The 1785-nt window shown below is 70.4% G+C and carries 1 protein-coding gene; it reads left to right on the plus strand.

Annotated features, from left to right (window positions below; translation table 11 throughout):
- Positions 1 to 1036 precede the first annotated feature (1036 nt).
- Positions 1037 to 1699 carry a C39 family peptidase gene (locus MED01_RS32105; RefSeq protein WP_238672206.1) on the plus strand — a complete coding sequence of 221 codons (663 nt, stop codon included), beginning with the start codon at positions 1037 to 1039 and terminating at the stop codon, positions 1697 to 1699.
- Positions 1700 to 1785: the final 86 nt, after the last annotated feature.

Genomic DNA, 1785 nt, shown 5'->3' on the forward strand with positions numbered 1-1785 from the left:
CCCGGCTGCCCGCCTGCCCGGCCGCCCGCCTGCCCGGCCGCCCGCCTGCCCGGCTGCCCGGCCGGCAGGAGGCGGCCCTCAGCTCACGTTGGCTGTCCTCGCTCGCCCCTTGATGGGCGGTCGCGCCCCGCATGATCGTGCTCGTTCCTGGATGTAGTGGCCTCGTTGCGTGGGGAGGGGCCTGTTTCCTGGATCGAGCACGATCTAGCGGGCCGCCGGGTTCCGTAGGATGCGCTTCCCCCTGGTCGGTCAGTCCGCCCGACGGTCCGCCCCGCGCCTCCGCCCGGGCAGTGTCTCGTCGGGCGGCGTTTGGTCGGGCGGCGTCTCGTCTGGCCGCGTCTCGTCTGGCCCCGTCTGGTTTGGCGGCGTCTGGTTTGGCCGCGTTTCGTCCGGCCCGTCGTCCGGCGCTGTCCCGCCGCGTCGGGCCGGTTAGGGCGGGCGTACGGCACAGAACGGCTTGATCCACTCGCGTTTCATGAAGTCGGGGCATCCCCGGCAGCCGGACACCGCGTTTTCCGTGAACCCGAGTGGATCACGTCGTGTGGCCGCCGTGTCGGGGTTCGCCGGGCCGACAGGGTGGGTGGTTTGTCGGCTTTGACGGTTGGTGTCGGGTGGCCGGGGCCACCCCCGTGGCGGAATCGTGGGCCGGGCCGGGTCGTTATACCTGGCAGACCACCGCAACAGTCCGGGTCATGGTGCGCCGACCCCGCCGGGCCCTCCCGTCGGAGACAGCCTGCCGGGAACACTCCGCAGGCCGGCCCGGTTACATCCCCCGCACAGCCGAGCACCACAACCGCCGGGCATGGCAGCCGCGGGGAACACCCGCCAGGCCGCCCCGGTTACATCCCCCGCACGGCCGAGCACCACAACGGCCAGCCTCCCGCGGGTAGGTGGAATGACCTGCCGCCGCGAACGGTTACACCCTGTCCCGACGCCGACCCCCTCGCTGCGGGTCGCCGGGCAAGAACTTCCCCCGCACCACCACACCCCCCCGAGGTGGTGCGGGCACACCCCCGATGCAGAGGAGCACGCCATCATGCGTACCGATCTGATCCGTAAGACCACTCTGACCGCCGCCGGCCTCGCCTTCACCGCAGGCGCCATCGCCGGCCCCGTCACCACCGCCTTCGCCGCACCCACCAGCAAGCCGGCCACCACGCAGACGCAGACCGACCGCAAGGGTCACGGTGAGCGGGAACTGGGCGTGCGCTACGAAGCCCAGCCGAACTTCTACTACTGCGGCCCCGCCGCCACCCGAAACGCCCTGAGTGTGCAGGGCAAGAACATCAACGTCGACGACATGGCCAAGGAAATGGGCACCACCGAAGCCGGCACCAACTCCATCAACGACATCACCCCCGTCCTGAACAAGGAAACCGGCAAGAACGACGCCTACCGGTCGGTGGAGATCAGCACCCCCGACGCTGACGCCAAGCAGACCGACACGCTGCGCGCCGACATCGTCCGCACCGTTGACGACGGTAGGGCCGTGGTCGCGAACATCGCCGGCACCAGCACCGACACCAACGGCGTGAGCCACTCCTACGAGGGCGGGCACTACATCAGCGTCGTCGGCTACCACGACAACGGCACCACCGTCACCATCGCCGACTCCGCCGACCCCAACCAAGCCGCCTACCAGATCAGCGTCGAACACCTCGCCGACTGGATCGCCACCCGCGGCTACGCCACCAGCTGACACCCACACACCCACGCACACGACCGAAGGGCCGGACCCCCACAGGGTCCGGCCCTTCGGCATGTCCAGGCAAGTGCCCGTCAGCC

The organism is Micromonospora alfalfae, assembly GCF_022230925.1.
Lineage (GTDB): Bacteria > Actinomycetota > Actinomycetes > Mycobacteriales > Micromonosporaceae > Micromonospora > Micromonospora alfalfae.